The following is an 18,414-nucleotide window of genomic DNA, read 5'->3' as shown; positions in this document are numbered from 1 at the left end:
TGTGTTGAGCGCATTCAGGCCGGCATCCGCCTAGGCTGGCACAGCCATGATCCGGTTCGAAAACGTCACCAAGCGGTATCGCGGCACCGCCCGACCCGCTCTCAGCGACGTCGACTTCGAGGTGCAGCGCGGAGAGTTCGTCTTCCTCGTCGGGGCCTCCGGCTCCGGCAAGTCGACCTGCCTGCGCCTCATCCTCCGCGAAGACGTCCCCACCGCCGGTCGGGTGGTGGTGCTCGGGCGCGATCTGCGTACGCTGTCGCACGGCAAGGTGCCCTACTTCCGGCGCCACATCGGCGCGGTGTTCCAGGACTTCCGGCTGCTGCCGACCAAGACCGTCTTCCAGAACGTCGCCTTCACGCTGCAGGTGATCGGATCCTCGCGCGGCTTCGTACAGCAGGCCGTCCCCGAGGTGCTCGCCCTGGTGGGGCTGGAGGGCAAGGAGAAGCGGATGCCGCACGAGCTGTCCGGCGGCGAGCAGCAGCGCGTCGCGATCGCCCGCGCGCTGGTCAACCGGCCGCAGGTGCTGCTGGCCGACGAGCCCACGGGCAACCTCGACCCGGCGACCTCCGTCGACATCATGCAGCTGCTGGCGCGCATCAACGCCGGCGGCACGACGATCCTCATGGCCACGCACGAGGCGGGCTTCGTCAACCAGATGCAGCGCCGCGTGATCGAGCTGCGCGACGGGGAGCTCGTGCGCGACGAGCGCCACGGCGGATACGGCGACACCTCCAGCATCCCCACCCTCGCCCCCGAGCCCGAGCGCGGCGCGGCAGCGGTCGCCGCGCTCACCGCGGTCCTCGAGGCCCGGCGCGAGGCGGCGGCGCCGCCGGCGGAGGAGCCGGCAGAACCGGCCGCGGAGCCGGCCGCCGAGCCCGCCCCGGCGACGCGACCGGTGGCGCTTCCCACCCGGGAGATCGACCTGGAGGAGCTGGGCGTCGCCGATCGGCTGGGACTTGCCGACCCCGAGGACGAAGACGAAGTGGGGCCGACGGCATGAGGTTCGGACTGATCTGGTCCGAGGCGTTCTCGGGCCTGCGGCGCAACGCCTCGATGGTGATCTCGGTCGTCCTGGTCACGTTCGTCTCACTCACCTTCGTGGGCGCCGCCATGCTCATGCAGATGCAGATCGGCACGATGCGCGCGTTCTGGCAGGACCGCGCGCAGGTGCAGATCTACCTGTGCGCCTCGGGCTCGACGGCGGCCACGTGCACCGCCGGCGCCGCCACCGACGAGCAGATCCAGGCGGTCGAGGCCAAGCTCGAGAGCCCGGCGCTGTCGCCGCTCATCAAGGAGATCCGCTTCCAGACCTCGGAGGAGGCCTATCAGGATCTCGTCGACCTCCTCGGCGAGGACGAGGCGAGCTTCCTGACCCCCGAGCAGGTCAGCGCCACCTTCTGGGTGCGTCTGGTCGACCCCACCGAGGCGGACGCGATCGTGGAGGCGTTCGCCGGCGCGGAGGGCATCGAGGAGGTGAGAGACCAGCTCGAGCTGCTCGACCCGCTCTTCTCGGCCCTCACGGTCGCGACCTACATCGCGGTGGGAATCGCCGCGCTCATGCTCATCGCGGCCGTGCTCCTGATCGCCACCACGATCCGCCTCTCGGCCTTCGCGCGCCGCAGGGAGATCGGCATCATGCGGCTGGTGGGGGCATCCAATCGCTTCATCCAGACCCCCTTCATCCTGGAGGGCGTCTTCGCCGCGCTCATCGGCGCGATCCTGGCCAGCCTCGCCGTGCTCGCCGGGGTGCGGTTCGGGGTCGAGGGCTATCTGCAGTCGCGGGTCGCCTTCGTCACGACGTGGGTGGGCATGTCGGAGGCCGCCGTCGTCGTGCCGGTGCTGCTGGCCATCGGGGGAGTGCTGGCCGCCCTGTCGGCCGGGTTCGCGATCCGTCGCTGGCTGCGGGCCTGAGCCCGCGGACCGGTAGACTGACACGCCGCCCCTCGACCGGAGCGGGCCGGTCGAGCAGTCATCAGGAGTCGCAATGCCCAGGGAGCGCGGGGAGAAGGTCGTCGCGACCAATCGTCGCGCGCGCCACGACTACACGATCGAGAAGACGTACGAGGCGGGGCTGGTGCTCACCGGCACCGAGGTGAAGTCGCTGCGGCAGGGTCGCGCGAACCTCTCCGATGGCTACGCCTACATCGACGGCGGCGAGGCCTTCCTCGACGCCGTCCACATCCCGGAGTACTCGCAGGGCCACTGGACCAACCACTCCGCCAAGCGGACCCGCAAGCTGCTGCTGCACAAGGACGAGATCATCAAGCTCTCGCACGCCGTCTCCGCCGGCGGCTACACCCTCGTCCCCCTCCGGCTGTACTTCTCGGACGGACGGGCGAAGGTCGAGATCGCGGTCGCCAAGGGTCGCCGCGAGTACGAGAAGCGACAGGCCATCCGCGAACGTGAGGACAAGCGCGAGGCCGAGCGGGCGATGCGCACGCGCAACCGCCTCGGCGAGTAGTCAGCGGGCCTGCGTCTGCGCGACGTGCGCGGCATCCGTGAAGGCGGTCTTCGGCACGAACAGCAGCAGGATCGCGGCCGCGAGCGCGGTGACCCCGCACACCACCCAGACGGTGACGTAGCCCGAGAACGATCCCGCGGTGCCTCCGGTCTGCGCGGCGCCGGTCGCCCCGTGCAGGAGCGCGATGCCGAACACGCACGACGCGATCGCGCCGCCCACCGTCTTCACCGAGTTGGTCAGCCCGGTCGCCACGCCGGTCTGCGAGGCCGGCGCCGCGGACGCGGCCGCTGCCGGCAGCGCAGCCACCAGCGCCCCCGACCCGATGCCCACGATCACCATGTTGACGATGACCTGCAGGTAGGTGGCATGCAGCGGCAGGAACAGCAGGAACCCGACACCGACGAGCACCGCGGCCCCGACCAGCGCGATGCGCGGCGAGACCCTCCGGGCGATCGGCGAGAACGACAGGGCGCCGGCGATCATCGCGATGAGGTAGACGCCGATGATCAGCGAGGTCGCGAAGCCCGCCGTCCCCAGCCCGTACCCGTACACCTCCGGGTCGGTGCGGGCGAAGGTGGAAAGCGGCGCCTGGGCGCCCAGCACGCTCACGCCGAACAGGCCCGCCGTGAGGAACACCGGCCCCAGCGCCGGGGAGCGGAACATCCGGACGTCGATGACGGGGTCGTCGACGCGCAGCTCCCAGAGCACGAAGGGGACGACCAGCAGGATGCCGAGCAGCACCACCGCCCACGCCCACACATCGACCGGTCCGTTGATGCGCAGCAGACTCAGTCCGCCGGTGAAGGCGATCAGCGCGATCGAGATGAGCACCAGCCCGACCGTGTCCAGGCGGCCGCCGGTGGGCTCGGGAGACTCCTTGACTCCGAACAGGATGACGAAGAAGCACACGACCACCAGCAGCGCCGGGATCAGCAGCACGATCCACAGCGGCAGGCTGTCGATGAGCGCTCCGCCGGCGAGGGCGCCCGCGATCGCCCCGGTCTCCAGGGCCGCGACGAGGAATCCCGCCGCCCGCGCCGTGATCGTCGAGCGCCCCTCCATCCGACGCGAGCGCGACCAGATCAGCGCGATCTCCAGCGGCAGCCACACGACGTAGAAGCCCATGAGTGCCCAGGCGACCAGGAACACCAGGAACGAGTCGGTGAACGGCAGCGCGAGAGCCGCAGCGCCGGTGAGGGCCGTGGACACCAGCAGCATGCGCTTGTGCCCGATCATGTCGCCGAGCTTCGCGAACGCCGGCACGACCAGGGCCGACAGCATCAGCTGGGTGCCCTCCAGCCAGTTCACATCGGCATCGGGGACGTCCAGATGGCGCGCGATGTCGGTGAACATCGGCGTGTAGTAGCCCTGGAGCACACCGCTGGTGAACTCGACGAAAGCCAGGAATCCGACGACGCCGGCCAGCGTGCCCAGCGTGACGCGTGCGCTCATGCGGCCTCCTTGCCGCTCAGGCCCTCGATCAGGGCGCGGTGGAAGCGCTCGCCGCGCTCCAGACTCCCGATCTCCACGCGCTCGTCGACCCCGTGGATCGAGGCGCGCTGCGCGCGCGACATCTCCAGCGGCGCGAAGCGGTACACCCGCGGCCAGAGTCGGTGGAAGTGCCGCGAGTCGGTGGCCTGCATCATGACGTACGGCACGGCGGCCGCACCGGGATACGCGACGGCGACGGCGTCGGCGATCGCCGTGAACGCCGGGTCGTCGACCGGAGACTCCGGCGATGGGTCGTCGCCCTCGACCACGGTGACCTCCACCTGCCGGTCGGCGATGCGCCGGCGGATGCGGCGGACCGTGCCGGCCACGGTCTCCCCGACCGCGATGCGCAGGTTGACGGTGGCGCTCGCCTGCGACGGCAGGACGTTCGCGGCCGTGCCGCCCGACTGCATCGTGGCGGCGACGGTGGTGCGCACGAACGCCGCGGGCTCGCCGCCGGCGGCGGCGAGGATGCGGGCGGTGAGCGGGGGAGAGGCGGCCAGGAGCCGATACCCGGTGCGTGCGAGCCCGCTCGCCCGCTCGGCGAAGCGGGCGAGCATCGCGGAGACCGTCGGCGGCGTCCGCGGCCGGAACGAGCCCGGCCCGAGGCGGTCGAGGGCGCGCGCGATGCGCCGCACGGCGGTGTAGGACGGAGGTGCCGAGGCATGGCCCCCCGTGCCGCGGGCGGAGAGCCGCACCGTCAGGATGCCCTTCTCGGCGACGCCGACCATGGCCACGGGGCCGCGGACGAACGGCAGCGGATCCTCGACGATCGCACCGCCCTCGTCCAGCACGAGCCATGGTGAGATCCCGCGGTTGTGGAGGGCGGCCGCCATCGTGCGCGCCGCGTCTCCGAAGGTCTCCTCGTTGCCGCCCAGTGCCACATACACGTCGCGCTGCGGGGCGAAGCCCGCCGAGAGGAGATTCTCCACCGCATCGAGGATCACCACGAGGGGGCCTTTGTCGTCGAGCGCTCCCCGTCCGTGGACCCAGCCGTCCTCGATCCGGCCGGAGAAAGGCGGATGGGTCCACGGGTCGGACTCGTCCACGGGAACCACGTCGTAGTGCGCCATCAGCACGAGCGGATCGGCTCCGGTGCGCCCGCGCCACCGGAACAGGAGGCCGAGATCCGTGTGACGCTCGAGGTCGAGCCGCTCGTGCACGAGGGGGTACAGCTCGGCGAGCAGGGCGACGAACTCGTCGAACGGCGCCATCCCGCGCTCGTCGAGCTCGGCCGAGACGGTCGGCAGCGCGATCATGCGGGACAGCCGGACGGCGATGTCGGGGCGGGCGACGGCAGCGGTCATCGCGCCGCGAACCGTGCCTCGACCGCCGAGGCGACGACGATCTCCTCCGGCTGGAGCTGAACCGCGGGGCTCGCGCCGCCGCTGTCGGCGGCGAACGCGCGCGCGGACTTCACCATCATCGCCTCCGGTCGCGAGCCGCCGCCGGAGTCGTGCGTGAGCAGCCCGACGTCGGCGACCTCCAGTGCGCTCACGGTCTGCAGGCTGAGAGCGGCGGCGTACGCACCCGCCCGCTGCACGGCGACCTGCACCGCGTCGGTCGCGACCTCGCGTTCCACGCGAGCCCGGGTCTCGGGCGTGAGCTGCCAGTCGACCCAGCCCAGCTGCACGCCCTCGCGCTCGGCGACGTCGCCTGCCCACGAGGACAGCACCGCGAAGTCGGTGAACGTGGCCGTGACCTCGACCGACGCGTGGTGCACCGGGGCGAGGCGCCGTCCATCAGGACCCCAGGGGCGCTCGCTCCACACGGAGACGCTCCGGCTGCTCCAGTCGCTCAGCGCGCCGGACTGCTTGCGGGCGACGAGGTCGTCGCGCACGGGTTCGGTCAGCGCCGCGATGCGCTCGACGACCGCGTCGCGCTCGGGCCCCTCGGCGACCACGCTGAGGTGCGCGACGGCGCGCTCGGGCAGGATCCGGACCTTGTGCTCGCCGCGCACGGTGATGACCACTTCGCTCATGTGCGAGAGCCTAATGGGGCGGGGAATGCTCCAGTGACGGCGGAGCGTTGTACACTGTGATGCTCGGATGTCTGCGAAGACCCGGGCTGGAAAACTCCACAGTGTGACAGCGGTCCCTCCCTGAGAGGACCACGGGGCTGATCGGTTTCGACAGCGCCTGTGAATCCACGAGAAGCGGGCCGAGGATGCAGGGTTATCTCGTGAACGCCCCCTGCAAACCAATAGTTGCCGATGCAAAGCGCAACGACTTCGCCCTCGCTGCATAAGCGAGCCCGATAGTCCGTCAGGCCGTGGCTGATTCCGACACGGATCCTGGCGTCATCTAGGAATCTCGCTGTGTGACGGCGTCTGGACGTCACACGGGACTCTTCCCAGACTGGGCCTGTCGACTTAGGTGTCTGTGACAAAGGTCGGGGCCGAGCAGAACGCTCGCACAGACTGCGCCCGGAGAAGGCGTGGAGACTCAGCGCTGGACGGGGGTTCGATTCCCCCCAGCTCCACCAACCGCTGTCGCGACGAAGCCCGGCTCGCGCGGAAACGCGTCGAGCCGGGCTTCGTGCATTCCGGCGCGAATGCCCTAGGTTGTCACCCATGGCAACTGGGGAGTCATCCAAGCAGACCGTCAGCAGATCGCAAGGCAGGCGCATCGCCCTGACCGCGCTCGTGATCGTCGTCTGGCTCGTCGTGCTCGCGGTCGGCGGCCGGATGTTCAGCCAGCTGAACGAACTGGGCACCAATGATCGGGTGCAGTTCCTCCCGGCGAGCGCCGAGTCCACCGAGGTCGATCACGTCCAGGCCGCCTTCCGTGCGGAGGGCTATTCGTCCGCCGTCGCGGTCTTCACCTTCGACCAGCCGCTCTCCGAGCGGGACGGCGCGCTCATGAAGCGCGCCGTCGAGCTGCTGCCGCCCATCGACGGGGTCTCCCTGTTCCGCTCCACCCCGTTCGTCATCTCCGAGGACGGCCTCGCCGCGGTCACCGTGATCCCGGTCGAGTCCGCCGGTGCCGTGGACGAATCGGTCGACCAGCTGCGGGCGGCTCTGGCGACCGCCATCCCGGCCGCGACGGGCGTCTACATCACCGGCGGCGCGGGATTCGCCTCCGACATCATCTCCGCGTTCGCCGGCATCGACGGACTGCTCCTGCTCGTCGCACTGTGTGCTGTGCTGCTGATCCTCGTGATCGTCTACCGGTCGCCGCTGCTGCCCCTCATCGTGCTGGTCACCAGCCTGTCGGCGTTGTGCGGCGCCGTGCTCGTCGTGGCGCAGCTGGCCCGATCCGGAGCGGTGCTGCTGGCCGGCCAGACCCAGGGCATCCTGCTCATCCTCGTCGTCGGGGCGACGACCAACTACGCGCTGCTGTACGTCTCTCGCTATCGCGAGGCCCTTGTCGTGCACGATTCCCGATGGGATGCGACCTGGGACGCGCTGCGCCGCTCGTGGCAGCCCATCCTCGCGTCGGGCCTGACCGTCATCGCCGCACTGATGGTGCTGCTGGCCAGCCGGCTCGACTCGAACCGCACCCTCGGCCCCATCGCGTCGATCGGCATCGTGTTCGCCCTGCTGGCCTCGTTCACGCTGTTGCCGGCACTGCTGCTGTGGGCCGGCCGGGTCGCCTTCTGGCCCCGCAGGATCCCCGTGGCGGCCGCGCGCGCGGAAGACCCCCTCGAAGGCCCCGGACTATGGCCGAAGCTGGCGCGCACGGTCGCCGCCCGGCACCGCGCCGTGTGGGTGATCGCGACCGTGGCGCTGGCGGTCATGTCGGTCGGGCTCACCCAGCTGAAGGCCGACGGATCGCCCTCCAGCGAATACGTGATGGGCCAGTCCCAGGCCCGCGACGGGCTCATCGTCCTCAGCGAGCACTTCCCGGCCGGCGCGGGGACCCCGGCGGTCATCGTCACGGACACGGAGCGGATGCTGGAGGCCACCGGCGTGATCCTCGGGGTGGAGGGCGTGGACAGCGTCCGGGTGGTCACCCTCGGCGGCCCCACCCCGATCACGCCGGAAGGGGTGCAGCCGTTCGCGCCGGGTGCCGGCATCCCGTATGCGCCGCTCGTGGTCGACGACCAGGTGCTGCTCGAGGTGACCCTCACCTCGGCTGCCGACTCCCTGGAGGCGGAGCGGACCGTGGTCGAGCTGCGCCGGGTGCTGGACGACCTGGGCACGGACATCCTCGTGGGCGGCCCGACGGCCGTCGATCTGGACGCGAACGCCGCAGCCGTGGTCGACCGTGCGACGATCATCCCGCTGGTGCTGGTCGCGGTGACCCTCATCCTCATGCTGCTGCTGCGCGCCATCGTCGCGCCGATCGTGGTGATCGCGAGTGTCGCCCTCTCGTTCGCGGCAGCGCTCGGGGTGTCGGCCCTGGTCTTCAACCTCGTGTTCGGCTTCTCGGGCGCCGATCCCACGGTCCCGCTGTTCGCCTTCGTGTTCCTGATAGCCCTCGGCGTGGACTACAACATCTTCCTCATGACGCGGGCGCGCGAGGAGTCGCTGCAGCACGGCCCGCGTGCCGGCATCCTGCGCGCCCTCGTGCTCACCGGCGGCGTCATCACCTCAGCGGGGATCGTGCTGGCGGCCACGTTCGCGGCTCTGGGCGTGCTGCCGCTGCTGTTCATGGCGCAGATCGCGTTCATCGTGGCGTTCGGCGTGCTCCTGGACACCTTCGTCGTGCGGACCCTCCTGGTGCCGGCGCTGGCCTACGATCTGGGCGGCCGCGTCTGGTGGCCCAGCAGGCTCTCCGCCCGGCCTGCGGCGCAGGATGCCCGCAAGGAGCGCGCGCTTTCAGCCCACCGCGCCTGAACGAATCCTGATTTTCTCCTTGCGTGTCGCTGACAGTTCCTGTAGACATTCCCCCACAGAGCATTTCGCTTGATGCTCGCCCGCGGTGGGTATGGGGCCCTCCGGCGGTTCACAACTGGGGATGGTGGCGTCTCGTCCACCGAGAAGGCGGTTGCAGTGTCTGCGACGTATGTATCCGAAAAGGGTTCCTGGGGACGACGTCTGACGGTGGCGATCATCGCTGTCGCATCTCTGGTCGTCACGCTTCTGCTGGCCCCGCCTCCGCCTCCGGCGGCGGCGGACGTGACCGACGAGACTCCGTCGTTCACACTCAACCAGAACGACCTGGAGTTCATCCTCCGTCAGATCCAGATCTCCGAGGCGCATGCCGCCGACGTGCTGAATCCGTCGAACTATGAGCTGCTGTGCACCGATCAGGGCGACGCCGCGCAGAACTGCGTGTCCGACGAGGCGCGTCCGAAGGGCGTGCGCACCGTCGACGGCTCGTTCAACAACCTGCGCGTCCAGCAGGTCGACTACGGCGCATCCGACGTCCCCTTCCCGCGTCTGCTCGACGCCGAGTGGCGCCAGGCCGAGCCTGAGGATCTGGCGCTCGGGTTCGACGAGAACACCCCCGCACAGACCGAGATGTGCGACCCCGGGACCACGTGCTACGAGCAGGTGCAGGGCAACGTCTACGACTCGCAGCCGCGCTTGATCAGCAACCTCATCGTCGACCAGACGATGGACAACCCGGCGATCGTCAACCAGTGGGAGGCCGGCACCGCCATCACCGTCCCCGGCACCAACCGCGTGACGATCCCGAACACGGCGCCCGACGAGGAGCTCTCCGCCCCCTTCAACACCTTCTTCGGCTTCTTCGGCCAGTTCTTCGACCACGGCCTCGACCTCGTCAGGAAGGGCGGCAACGGCACGATGATCGTTCCGCTCGCCGAGGACGACCCGCTGTTCTGCCCGCCCGGCGGCCAGAAGGAGAACGACGCCGGCGTGCTCGTGCCCTGCGACCCGGCCGGCAACTACATCACGCTCTCGCGGGCGACGCGCCTGGACGGCGACGAGCCCGAGCACGAGAACCTCACGACGCCGTTCATCGACCAGAACCAGACCTACAGCTCGCACCCGTCGATGCAGGTCTTCCTGCGCGAGTACGAGCTCGTGGGCGGCGTGCCGCGGACGACGGGCCGCCTCATCGAGGGAGAGAACGGCGGCATGGCCAAGTGGCGCGACGTGAAGCGTCAGGCGCGCGAGGTGCTCGGCATCGAGCTGACGGATGCCGACCTGCTCGACGTTCCGCTGCTGCTGACCGACCTCTACGGCAACTTCGTGCCGGCCGAGAACGGCTTCCCGCAGATCCTCGCGGGAGACCCCGCCGACCCGCGGCGCGTCCCCGGGTCGCTGGCGGGCAACGGCACCGATGTCCCGGATGACGCGCTGGGCACCGGTCACGCGTTCCTCGATGACATCGCGCACGGGTCCACCCCCGTGCTGCTGAACGGCGAGCTGCTGCCGCGCTTCAACGAGGACGGCACGCCCGTGCTCGACGAGAACAACCAGCCTGTGCTCACCGGCTACGACAACGCGCTGCTCGACGAGCACTTCATCGCCGGCGACGGTCGCGTGAACGAGAACGTCGGCCTGACCGCCGTGCACGCGGTCTTCCACGCCGAGCACAACCGGATGGTGGGCGTGATCGAGCAGCTGCTCAACGGCACGCATCCCGACCAGGAGCTGCTGGAAGCGCAGGACTCCGACGCGCGCGGCGGCATGGCCGAGTTCGCGAAGGCGTTCCGCGGCGAGCCGCACAACTACATCTCGCACAAGCCCGAGGAGACCCTGCCGCAGCCGCAGGCCGACGACTGGCACTACGAGGAGCGCCTCTTCCAGGCGGCCAAGTTCGCCACCGAGATGCAGTACCAGCACCTCGTGTTCGAGGAGTTCGCCCGCAAGATCGCCCCCACCATCGACGGAGTGGTCTTCAACGAGAACAGCTACGACGCGAACCGCAACCCCAGCATCACCGCCGAGTTCGCCCACGTCGTCTACCGCTTCGGGCACTCGATGATGACCGAGACGATCGGCCGTGAGCCGGTCGTCGGCGGCGACCAGACGCTGCGGGACGTGCCGCTGCTGGACGGCTTCCTCAACCCCCGCCTGTTCGACGAGGGCGGAACCCTCTCGGTCCAGGAGGCCGCGGGTGCCTGGGTCAACGGCATGACCGCCCGGGTGGGCAGCCAGATCGACGAGCACGTCGTCGACGTCCTGCGCAACAACCTGCTCGGCCTGCCGCTCGACCTGCCGACGCTGAACCTGCTGCGCGGCCGTGACGTCGGTGTGCCCCCGCTGCAGGAGGCACGGCGCCAGTTCTGGCTCGAAAGCGGTGAGGCATCGCTGAGGCCGTACGACAACTGGGAGGAGTTCGGTCGCTCGCTGAAGAACGGCAACAACTTCGGCCGAGGCGGCGAGAGCGCATCGCTGGTGAACTTCGTCGCCGCGTACGGCAAGCACCAGACGATCCTCGAGGCGGACACGCTGGAGGCGAAGCGCAATGCCGCGGCACTGCTGGTGAACGGGGCGCCCCTGGGCGAGGAGTTCGTGTTGCGCCTGTGGGGACCCGACCGGTACACCACGGCGAAGGCGATCGCCGAGCGCCACTTCAACGCACCGGTGCCGGTCGTCTACATCTCGGCGGGCCTGGCGTTCGCCGACGCGCTGGCCGGCGGTGTGCTCGCCTCGCAGACCGGCGGGCCGATCCTGCTGACCGGCCCGCAGGACACCGGTGAGCTGCCCCTGGCCACCTACCAGGCGCTCACCACGCTTCAGCCGGAGCGCATCGTCGTCCTGGGCGGACCGGCCTCGGTCGGACCGAAGACCGTGGCGACGCTGAACCAGATGTTCCCGACCGATCCTCCCGTCACGCGCATCGGCGGTGCCGACCGCTTCGAGGTCGCCGCGAACATCGCGGCGCAGCTCGAGCCCGGCGGTCGTGTGTTCATCTCCAACGGCCTGGTCTTCCCGGACGCGCTGTCCGGCGGCGCCGTGGCCGCGCGCGACGGCTCGGCGAGCCTGCTCGTCCGGCCGAACGGGATTCCGACGGCCACGGCCGCGGCGCTCGAGGATCTCAACCCCACGGAGATCGTCATCCTCGGTGGCACCGGCTCGGTCTCCGCCGCGGTCGCGGCGCAGCTGAGCCAGTACACAAGCGGCCCGGTGACCCGGGTCAGCGGCACCGACCGGTACGACGTGTCGATCAAGGTGTCGCAGCGGTTCTTCGACGGACCCCTCGACCGGATCTACCTGGCGACCGGGCAGACCTTCCCGGACGCCCTGGCCGGCACCCCCGGTGCGGGCATCGCGGGCGCTCCGGTGCTGCTGGTCGGTCCGGCCGGGATCACGCCGCAGCTGCGTGCGGAGATCGAACGCCTGTCGCCCGGACGGATCTTCATCATGGGCGGCCCGGGTTCGGTCAGCAACGCGGTGGAGGAGGGCCTCGCGGAGTTCGCTCCCGAACCGCTGAGCGCGCCGGAGGACCGGCTCGACTTCATGCGCAGCACGGGTGCGTACGCGAACGTGGGCGGCAAGACCGTCACCGGCCTCGAGGACGTCGACTTCTGGGTCGGCGGACTCGCGGAGCGGATCAACACCTTCGGCGGCATGCTCGGATCCACGTTCACCTACGTGTTCGAGAAGCAGCTCGAAGACCTGCAGTTCGGCGACCGGTTCTACTACCTGTTCCGCAACGAGGGCGAGCAGCTGTTCGCGGCGCTCGAGGGCAACACGTTCTCCGACATGATCCAGCGCAACACGATGGCCTCGCACCTGCCGGCCGACATCTTCGCGCTGCAGGACCCGGTCCTGGACATCGCGGAGCAGGCGGCGCTGCCCGAGGGCGAGCGTGAGCCGGGGCTCACGCGGCTCGCCGACGGCACCTGGTCGTGGAACGGCGACGAGCATGTCGAGATGCACGGCACGCCGGGCGACGACAGTCTGCGCGGCGACGAGGGCGACGACGCCATCTGGGGCTACGCGGGCAACGACCGCATCGAGGGCGGCGCGGGCGTCGACTCCCTCGTGGGCGGCCCCGGTGACGACATCATCACCGACTCCCACGGCGACGACAACATCAAGGGGATGCAGGGCAACGACTTCATCCACTCCGGTCCTGGGCTCGACCTGGTGATCGGCGGCCTCGGCGACGACTTCCTGGTCAACGGCGCGGATGAGGGCAACGTCTTCTTCGCCGGGATGGGCGACGACATCGTGCTCGGCACGACCGGTCGCTTCCTGGCGGTCATCGGCGGCGAGCACGACGACTGGATCGAGGGCGGCCCGCACGCCGACCTCCTGCAGGGCGACAACGCCGACCAGTTCCAGAACGACGTGCTCGGCGGACACGATGTGGTCGCCGGCCGGCTCGGCAACGACGACGTCGAGGGCGAGGGCGGCGATGACATCCTCATCGGCCACCTGGGCGGCACCGACCGCAACCACGGCGGCCTCGGCTGGGACTGGCTGACCTACTACGGGCAGACGCAGGGCGTCACCTCGGACTGGGCGTTCAACCGATTCTTCGAGCCGAACAACCCGCTGCCGTCGCGGTTCGACCTGCTGGAGGCACTCTCCGGCGGAGCGGGCGACGACGTCCTGCGGGGCCCGCTGACCGAGGCCGATGACCTGTCGCCGAGCGACATCGAGGTGAGCAAGGCGACCGAGGCGTCGCTGGAGCGCATCGACGGACTCGTCGACATGCTGCGGCCGGTGGTCGAGGTGGGCGGCGTGGAGTACGCCCTGGGCGACTTCTCGCTCCCGTTCCTGCGCGGAGCGCCGGAGTCCGACTCCGACGGTGTGCACATGATCATCATCGGCGGGCCGGGAAGCGACGTGGTCGAGGGACGGCTCGGCAACGACTACCTCGACGGCGACGCGATGCTCCGGGTCCAGCTCGAGGCGGCCGGTGTGCGGTACGACTCCGCGCTCCAGCTGATGCCGCTGGTGCGCTCGGGGGAGATCAACCCCGGCGACATCGACATCGTGCGCGAGATCGTCTACGACGACGACCCGAACGCGATCGACACGGCGGAGTACAACAACCCGTTCGCGGCGTACACGATCACGCCGCTGGGTCCGCTCGGCTCCGGCTACTGGCGCGTCGAGCACACGCAGGTGCAGGAGGCCGAGGAGAGCGACGGCATCGACATCATCCGCGGCTTCGAGCGGCTGCAGTTCACGGACGGCTGCGCGCAGCTGGCCGAGGACGGCATGAGCTGGGAGTCCTGCCTGCCGACGGCTGAGGTCACGATGACGCCGACCACTCCGACGGAGGGCGAGGCGGTCACGGCCCAGCTGTGGGCACCGGGCGAGGTCGGCTCGACTCCGTTCGACACCTCCGCGGTCACCAACCTGCGCTACACCTGGTGGTCGGGTGAGGGCGACAGCCCGGACAACATCGGGGAGTGGGAGGAGCTGCTCAACCCGCTCGGCTCGGCCTCGGCCACCTACGTGCCCACGCAGGAGGCGGTCGGCCAGTACCTGATGGTGACGGCCAGCTACACCGACAGCGACGGATTCTTCCGGGCGGCATCGTCCGCGGTGTCCGAGCAGCCGGTGGCGGATGTCCCGCATCCGGGTTCGCTGGCACCGTTGGCGCACGCCATTCCGCTGGTGCCGGGTAGCTCGATCGCCGCCGGCGTGCCGACGGACCCGGACGGCGGGATCCAGGAGGACAGCACCCTCGCCTACCAGTGGTCGTGGAGTGATGCCGCCGTGGCGCCGGACGTGAACGACGACGCCGCATGGACCGACTATCCGGAGGGGGCGGTGGTGGAGCCGGGCTCCAGCTACGCACCGACGACGGATGACCTCGGTCGCTGGATCCGCGTCACGATCACCTACACCGATGGAGGAGGAACGACGGAGTCCGTCTCCGCGAGGACCACGTTGATGGTCACTGCGAACTAGGAAGGCGCTCCGCAGCCGTCGCCGACCCCCCAGCGGCCACGGCTTGAAGGGACCGGGCTCCCGCACATCGTGCGGGAGCCCGGTTCTGTCTGCACCGGCGGCTCAGCCGAAGGGAACCGCTGACACGATGGTGATCTCCTGCGCGCCGGAGGGTGCGGTGTACGAGACGGTGTCGCCGACGTTGCGCCCCGTGATCGCGGCCCCGAGCGGCGAGGTCGGCGAATACAGGTCCATCTCGAGGTCGGGGTCGAGCGCGGCCAGGTCGCGGCTGCCGAGCAGGAACGTCGTCTCGGAGCCGTCGGCCGCGAAGCGCACCGTCACGACCATCCCCGGCTCGACGAGCCCGTCGTCGGGCATGCGGCCGACCTGGGCGTTGCGCAGCAGTGTGCGCAGCTGCAGGGCGCGGGCGGCATCCGACTGGTCTCCCGCCGCGGCCCGTCGCTCAAGCTCGGCGACCTCATCCTCGAGCCGCGCGCGAGCGGCTTCTGTCATCCACACCGCATCCGTCGCCATGACCGCAACCTTCCTTCGACCCGCGCCATCCTGCGAATGCGGGAACAACCACCTTAGCCCGCAGGCGGCCACTCCACGAGGACGAGCCCCTGCTTGGTGTCGGCGAAGGTGACCCAGCCGTCGCCGAACAGGTAGGTCCAGCCGTAGCCCTCGTCGTCTGGTGCGACGGCGGTGTCCGGGTCCTCGGTGATGTAGACGCCGTTCGATCCCTCTTCGCTGAGCCAGCCTTCCTGCAGCAGGGCGCTGCGCAGCTGCGTCGACTGATCTCCGCTGAGAGGCGCCCACCCGAACATCTGCACGTGGTCGCTGGCCACAGACATGTCGCCCCAGGTACAGGTGATGCCGCCGGGGATCTCGGTGGCCCCGACGCGGAACACCTCTTCGCGGAACGACCAGTTCGCCTCCTCGAAGGCTGCGACGACGTCGTCGGGGATGATCGTGTCGCACGTCGGGTCGGCCTGCGGCTCGGGTGCCTCCTCCGCCGTCGGCGCCGGTTCGGGAGCGGACGGCTCCGTGCTGGGCGCCTGCGAGGTCGGTTCGGGCTCAGGCTCCGCTCCGGCGCAGCCGGCGAGCGCGGTCGCTGCGGCGACCGCGATGGCGAGGCCGGCGAGCGTGCGGGGGAGGCGGGGGAGGGTCATCGCATCTCTTCCAGGGTGTCGGGGGGAGCGGTGCGCACAAGCTCGAGGAACGTGTCGTGCAGGATGCCGTTGGTCGCCAGCGCCGAACGGGCGGTGATCGTCGGCTCTCCAGCGAAGGAGGTGAGGCGGCCGCCCGCCTCGGCGATGATCGGCACGTGCGCGGCGATGTCGTACTCGCGGACGCCGAACTCGGCGACGAACTCGAGGCGGCCTTCGGCCAGCAGCATGTACGGCCAGGCGTCGCCGTAGCCGCGGTCGCGCCAGACGCGGCGGGTCAGGCGCAGGAGCGCGTCGAGGCGGCCCGCCTCGTCCCACTGGGCGACGCTCTGGAAGCTGACGCTCGCGCGCTCGAGGGCGTCGACGGCGGAGACCCGGATCGCGCGGGGCTTCCCCGACGCGTCGTTCGTCCACGCGCCGAGGCCGGTCGCGCCCCACCATCGCCGGCCGATCGCGGGCTGACTGACGACGCCGACCTGCGGGACGCCGTCGACGGCGAGCGCGATGAGGGTCGCCCACATGGGGATGCCCTTGAGGTAATTGTGCGTGCCGTCGATGGGGTCGATGATCCACTGACGGCGGGTGTCGCCCGAGGTGCCGTACTCCTCGCCGAGGATCCCGTCCTGCGCTCGCTCGGCGATCAGGATGTCGCGGATCGCCCGTTCGGTGGCGAGGTCCGCCTCGGTGACGAAGGTCGCATCGGGCTTGGCGCTCACATCGAGGTCGTCGGCCTCGAACCGAGCCATGGAGACGGCATCCGCCGCATCGGCGAGCCGCAGCGCGAGGGTGAGATCGCTCCTCGGATCGCGGAATGCGGGCGCGCCGGAGTCGCCGGTGGACGAGGGGGAGGTCACCCGTTCAGGATAGCCGTCGACGCCCGCGTTCGATTGGCGAGGGGGAGGACCGTGATGCTATCGTTGACCCTCGGCCCGCCACCGTGCTGCGAGCCATGCGCCTCTAGCTCAATCGGCAGAGCAACTGACTCTTAATCAGTGGGTTCTGGGTTCGAGTCCCAGGGGGCGCACCCCAGAGAAGCCCCGGTGTGCCGGGGCTTCTCTCGTTCCTCGGAACGGAAGTCACTCACACGTCCTTGCGCGCACCAAGTTCTGCGCCCGCCAGATGATTTCCTGCAGGGTGAACGGTGCGACGTCGTACGTGTCGCACCTGCGCCCGATCCGGGCTGTCCACGCCGAATCCGACGGCACCGGATACACATGCCCGACGTTCGCGTAGTGATGCGCCCCCAGCGCCGTGCCGCCGAAGGCTCGAACCGCCCCGGCGACTTGACGAGCGGCAGCCGCTTTCCTACTCTTGGCAAGACCTGAATCAGATTTCAGGTTTATGCACCCAACAGTCCTTCGAAGGTGAAAGGCACGCACATGCGCGTTACGAAGAAGTTGCTCATGGGATCCGTGGTCGCCACGGCCGCCCTCGTTCTGGCGGCGTGCGCGCCGTCGACGGAGGCCGGCGGGGACGCCACACCGGCCGGGCCCGCGGAGGTGACGGTCGGCGTGATCACCAGCGAGTCGGGCGCGCTCGCCGGCTACGGCAAGCAGTACCTGGAAGGCTTCAAGGCGGGTCTGGACTACGCCACCGACGGCACGAACGAGGTCGACGGCATCGCCATCGACGTCGTGTACAAGGACGACGGCGGCGACCCGGACAAGGCCGTGACCGCCGCCAAGGAGCTCATCGGCGACGGCGTGAACATCCTCGCCGGCACCGCCTCCTCCGGCGTGGCGCTGGCCCTGGCCGAGCAGGCCGCGCAGAACAAGGTCCTCTACATCTCCGGACCGGCTGCGGCCGACGCCCTCACCGGCATCAACGGGTACACCTTCCGCTCCGGCCGCCAGAGCGCGCAGGACGTGGCCACCGCGGGCACGTTCCTGGACGACCTCGACGGCAAGAAGGTCACGGTCTTCGCCCAGAACACCGCTTTCGGTCAGGGCAACGAGGCTGCCGTCAAGGCGATCCTGGGGGCCAAGGGTGCGACCGTCGACTCGATCCTCGTCGCTGAGAATGTGACCGAGTTCACTCCGTTCGCCACGCAGCTGCTCGACGGCGACCCCGACCTGGTGTTCGTCGCGTGGGCCGGTGCCACCTCCGGTGCGATGTGGCAGGCGCTGCTCCAGCAGCAGGTGCTCGACACGATCCCCGTGGTCACCGGTCTCGGCGACGCTGCCACCTTCGGCGCGTACGGCGAGGCATCCGAGAAGATCCAGTTCCTCAACCACTACTTCCCGGGCGCCAACGACCACGATGTGAACGCGACGATGATCGACCTCGTCACCGCCGCCGGCGGCACGCCCGACCTGTTCACCCCGGATGGCTTCAACGCGGCGCTCATGATCGTCCACGCGATCCAGGAGGGCAAGGGCGACGTGGACGCGATGATCGCGGCACTCGAGGGCTACTCGTTCGAGGGCCCGAAGGGCACCACGACGGTCCGCGCGAGCGACCACGCCCTCATCCAGGAGATGTACCAGGCCAAGCTCGTCGCGGACGGCGACACGTACGTGCCCGAGCTGATCGCCGCGGTCCCGGCCGATGAGGTCGCCCCGGCCGAGGCGGAGTAGGAC

12 protein-coding genes, 1 tRNA gene and 1 other RNA gene are annotated in these 18,414 nt (G+C 70.0%); 8 read left to right on the top strand and 6 right to left on the bottom strand.

Annotated features, from left to right (window positions below; translation table 11 throughout):
• Positions 1 to 46 precede the first annotated feature (46 nt).
• The 3 genes from ftsE to smpB all read left to right on the top strand — a co-directional run bounded on the left by ftsE (position 47) and on the right by smpB (position 2,461).
• Positions 47 to 1,000, top strand: coding sequence for a cell division ATP-binding protein FtsE (gene ftsE, locus ACIWQI_RS00285; protein WP_396655052.1), 954 nt, complete (start codon positions 47 to 49; stop codon positions 998 to 1,000).
• Positions 997 to 1,911: a permease-like cell division protein FtsX gene (gene ftsX / locus ACIWQI_RS00280; RefSeq protein WP_396655051.1), complete on the top strand. Its 915-nt coding sequence runs from the start codon at positions 997 to 999 to the stop codon at positions 1,909 to 1,911. The genes ftsE and ftsX overlap by 4 nt, the downstream gene beginning before the upstream one ends.
• Before the next feature lie 73 nt (positions 1,912 to 1,984).
• Positions 1,985 to 2,461, top strand: coding sequence for an SsrA-binding protein SmpB (smpB, locus tag ACIWQI_RS00275; protein WP_396655050.1), 477 nt, complete (start codon positions 1,985 to 1,987; stop codon positions 2,459 to 2,461).
• On the opposite strand, the gene ACIWQI_RS00270 is transcribed toward smpB, so the two are convergent.
• Genes ACIWQI_RS00270 through ACIWQI_RS00260 form a run of 3 tightly spaced genes read right to left on the bottom strand, consistent with a single transcriptional unit; the run spans position 2,462 to position 5,933 of the window.
• On the bottom strand, positions 2,462 to 3,913 hold the full coding sequence (locus ACIWQI_RS00270) for an MFS transporter (RefSeq protein WP_396655049.1): 1,452 nt from the start codon (positions 3,911 to 3,913) through the stop codon (positions 2,462 to 2,464). It abuts the gene before it with no gap.
• The gene (locus ACIWQI_RS00265; RefSeq protein ID WP_396655048.1) at positions 3,910 to 5,259 is read right to left on the bottom strand and encodes a M20/M25/M40 family metallo-hydrolase; all 1,350 of its coding nucleotides are present in this window, start codon (positions 5,257 to 5,259) and stop codon (positions 3,910 to 3,912) included. Before ACIWQI_RS00265 ends, ACIWQI_RS00270 begins: the two co-directional genes overlap by 4 nt.
• Positions 5,256 to 5,933: an SIMPL domain-containing protein gene (locus ACIWQI_RS00260; RefSeq protein ID WP_396655047.1), complete on the bottom strand. Its 678-nt coding sequence runs from the start codon at positions 5,931 to 5,933 to the stop codon at positions 5,256 to 5,258. The genes ACIWQI_RS00265 and ACIWQI_RS00260 overlap by 4 nt, the downstream gene beginning before the upstream one ends.
• A gap of 133 nt (positions 5,934 to 6,066) precedes the next feature.
• Here ACIWQI_RS00260 and ssrA point away from each other — a divergent pair.
• The 3 genes from ssrA (at position 6,067) to ACIWQI_RS00245 (ending at position 14,687) form a co-directional block, all read left to right on the top strand.
• Positions 6,067 to 6,436, top strand: a transfer-messenger RNA (tmRNA) gene (gene ssrA / locus ACIWQI_RS00255).
• 88 nt (positions 6,437 to 6,524) lie between these two features.
• Positions 6,525 to 8,732 (top strand): MMPL family transporter, encoded by a 2,208-nt coding sequence (locus ACIWQI_RS00250; RefSeq protein ID WP_396655046.1) that lies wholly within the window; start codon positions 6,525 to 6,527, stop codon positions 8,730 to 8,732.
• A gap of 207 nt (positions 8,733 to 8,939) precedes the next feature.
• Complete coding sequence (locus ACIWQI_RS00245) at positions 8,940 to 14,687, top strand: cell wall-binding repeat-containing protein (RefSeq protein ID WP_396655045.1); 5,748 nt, start codon at positions 8,940 to 8,942, stop codon at positions 14,685 to 14,687.
• A 102-nt stretch (positions 14,688 to 14,789) separates the two neighbouring features.
• Here the strand turns inward: ACIWQI_RS00245 and ACIWQI_RS00240 are convergent, their stop codons facing one another.
• Genes ACIWQI_RS00240 through ACIWQI_RS00230 form a run of 3 tightly spaced genes read right to left on the bottom strand, consistent with a single transcriptional unit; the run spans position 14,790 to position 16,689 of the window.
• Positions 14,790 to 15,200, bottom strand: coding sequence for a GreA/GreB family elongation factor (locus tag ACIWQI_RS00240; protein ID WP_396655044.1), 411 nt, complete (start codon positions 15,198 to 15,200; stop codon positions 14,790 to 14,792).
• Between the two features lie 53 nt (positions 15,201 to 15,253).
• Positions 15,254 to 15,838, bottom strand: a complete 585-nt coding sequence (locus ACIWQI_RS00235) for a hypothetical protein (protein WP_396655043.1) — start codon at positions 15,836 to 15,838, stop codon at positions 15,254 to 15,256.
• On the bottom strand, positions 15,835 to 16,689 hold the full coding sequence (locus ACIWQI_RS00230) for an inositol monophosphatase family protein (RefSeq protein ID WP_396655042.1): 855 nt from the start codon (positions 16,687 to 16,689) through the stop codon (positions 15,835 to 15,837). Before ACIWQI_RS00230 ends, ACIWQI_RS00235 begins: the two co-directional genes overlap by 4 nt.
• A 97-nt stretch (positions 16,690 to 16,786) precedes the next feature.
• Here ACIWQI_RS00230 and ACIWQI_RS00225 point away from each other — a divergent pair.
• A tRNA-Lys gene (locus ACIWQI_RS00225) sits at positions 16,787 to 16,859 on the top strand.
• A gap of 355 nt (positions 16,860 to 17,214) precedes the next feature.
• Positions 17,215 to 18,411, top strand: a complete 1,197-nt coding sequence (locus ACIWQI_RS00220) for a substrate-binding domain-containing protein (protein WP_396655041.1) — start codon at positions 17,215 to 17,217, stop codon at positions 18,409 to 18,411.
• Positions 18,412 to 18,414 lie beyond the last annotated feature (3 nt).

This window comes from Microbacterium sp. (genome assembly GCF_044508325.1).
Classification (GTDB): Bacteria; Actinomycetota; Actinomycetes; order Actinomycetales; family Microbacteriaceae; genus Microbacterium.
This window is presented reverse-complemented; position numbering and strand designations above follow the sequence as displayed.